1 pseudogene is annotated in these 2679 nt (G+C 63.7%); it reads left to right on the top strand.

Annotated features, from left to right (window positions below):
- Positions 1 to 63: 63 nt before the first annotated feature.
- Positions 64 to 2679: pseudogene (locus tag HW466_RS30875) on the top strand (ESPR-type extended signal peptide-containing protein); the annotation flags it as partial.

Genomic DNA, 2679 nt, shown 5'->3' with positions numbered 1-2679 from the left:
TCCACGTCGACTTCGACCGGCATCAACTCACTGTCGACGGGCCTCAGCTCGACCAATAGCACGGTGACTTCGCTGTCGACCTCGACGTCGACCGGTCTCTCGTCGGCTAACAGCTCGATCTCGTCGCTCTCCACTTCGACGTCGACGGGCCTGAGCTCGACGAACAGTTCGGTCGCTTCGCTGTCGACTTCCACGTCGACGGGTCTCTCGTCGGCGAATAGCTCGATCAGCTCGCTCTCCACGTCGACTTCGACGGGGATCAACTCGCTGTCGACGGGCCTGAGCTCGACCAATAGCACGGTGGCCTCCCTTTCGACCTCGACGTCGACTGGCCTCTCGTCGGCTAATAGCTCGATCTCTTCGCTGTCCACCTCGACCTCGACCGGCCTGAGCTCGACCAACAGCTCGGTGGCTTCGCTGTCGACTTCCACGTCGACCGGACTCTCGTCCGCTAACAGCTCGATTTCGTCGCTGTCTACGTCGACCTCGACGGGCCTGAGCTCGACCAATAGTTCGGTCGCTTCGCTGTCGACCTCCACGTCGACGGGTCTCTCGTCGGCCAACAGCTCGATCAGCTCGCTGTCCACGTCGACGTCGACCGGCATCAACTCGCTGTCGACGGGCCTCAGCTCGACCAACAGCTCGGTCGCTTCGCTGTCGACCTCCACGTCGACGGGTCTCTCGTCGGCCAACAGCTCGATCAGTTCGCTGTCCACGTCGACCTCCACGGGCATCAATTCGCTGTCGACGGGCCTCAGCTCGACCAACAGCTCGGTCGCTTCGCTGTCGACCTCCACGTCGACCGGCCTCTCGTCGGCTAACAGCTCGATCTCGTCGCTCTCCACGTCGACTTCGACGGGGATCAGCTCGCTGTCCACGGGCCTCAGCACGGTCACGACCAAGACCGACAATCTCGGCAACAGCACCGCCGCGGCCCTCGGCGGCGGCGCCAGCTACAACCCGGCAACCGGCACGGTTTCCGCTCCGTCGTACACGACGTACAACGCGAACGGCACGACGTCGACGGCCAACAGCGTCGGCTCGGCGATTGACAACATCAACAGCCAGGGCATCAAGTACTTCCACGCGAATTCGACGGCAGCCGACAGCCAGGCACTTGGCACCGACTCGGTCGCGATCGGCCCGAATGCGATCGCCAACCATGCCGGCGACGTCGCACTCGGCAGCGGCTCCGTTAGCGAAGCGCCCACCCCGACGCCAACGGGTACCGTCGGCGGCGTGACCTCCACGTTCGCGGGCGGCAACCCGAGCAGCGTGGTGAGCGTCGGCAATGCGAGCACGGGCACCACGCGTCAGATCACCAATGTCGCGGCAGGCCAGATCACGGCGAACAGCACGGACGCGATCAACGGCTCCCAACTCTTCGCGACCAATTCCGTCGTGAATTCGCTGTCGACGACGGTGTCGTCGTCCAGCAGCGCGATCTCGTCGCTGTCGACCGGCATCACGTCGTTGTCGACGGGCCTCAGCTCGACCAATAGCTCGGTGGCTTCGCTGTCGACTTCCACGTCGACGGGCCTTTCGTCGGCTAACAGCTCGATTTCGTCACTCTCGACGTCGACCTCGACGGGTATCAACTCGTTGTCGACCGGCCTCAGCTCGACCAACAGCTCGGTCGCTTCGCTGTCGACTTCCACGTCGACGGGCCTTTCGTCGGCTAACAGCTCGATCTCGTCGCTGTCCACCTCGACCTCGACGGGCCTCAGCTCGACCAACAGTTCGGTGGCTTCGCTGTCGACTTCGACGTCGACCGGCCTGTCGTCGGCAACCAGCTCGATCAGCTCGCTGTCCACGTCGACCTCGACGGGTATCAACTCCCTGTCGACCGGCCTGAGCTCGACCAACAGCTCGGTGGCCTCGCTGTCGACCTCCACGTCGACTGGCCTCTCGTCGGCCAACAGCTCGATCTCGTCGCTGTCCACCTCGACCTCGACCGGCCTCAGCTCGACCAATAGTTCGGTCGCTTCGCTGTCGACCTCCACGTCGACCGGCCTTTCGTCGGCTAACAGCTCGATCAGCTCGTTGTCCACGTCGACCTCGACCGGTATCAATTCGCTGTCGACGGGCCTGAGCTCGACCGATAGCACGGTGGCTTCGCTGTCGACCTCCACGTCGACCGGCCTTTCGTCGGCAACCAGCTCGATCAGCTCGCTGTCCACCTCGACCTCGACGGGCCTGAGCTCGACTAACAGTTCGGTCGCTTCGCTGTCGACTTCCACGTCGACCGGTCTCTCGTCGGCTACCAGCTCGATCAGCTCGTTGTCCACCTCGACTTCGACCGGTATCAATTCGCTGTCGACGGGCCTCAGTTCGACCGATAGCTCGGTCGCTTCGCTGTCGACGTCCACGTCGACGGGCCTCTCGTCGGCTAACAGCTCGATCTCGTCGCTGTCCACCTCGACCTCGACCGGCCTCAGCTCGACCAATAGTTCGGTGGCTTCGCTGTCGACTTCGACGTCGACCGGCCTGTCGTCGGCTACCAGCTCGATTTCGTCGCTGTCGACTTCGACGTCGACCGGTCTCTCGTCGGCAACGAGCTCGATCAGCTCGCTGTCCACCTCGACCTCGACGGGCATCAACTCGTTGTCGACGGGCCTGAGCTCGACCGATAGCACGGTGGCATCGCTGTCGACTTCCACGTCGACCGGCCTCTCGTCG

The sequence above is a fragment of the Burkholderia territorii genome (assembly GCF_902833055.1).
Lineage (GTDB): Bacteria > Pseudomonadota > Gammaproteobacteria > Burkholderiales > Burkholderiaceae > Burkholderia > Burkholderia territorii.
The sequence above is the reverse complement of the archived record's forward strand: the minus strand, read 5'-3'. Positions and strand labels throughout refer to the sequence as shown.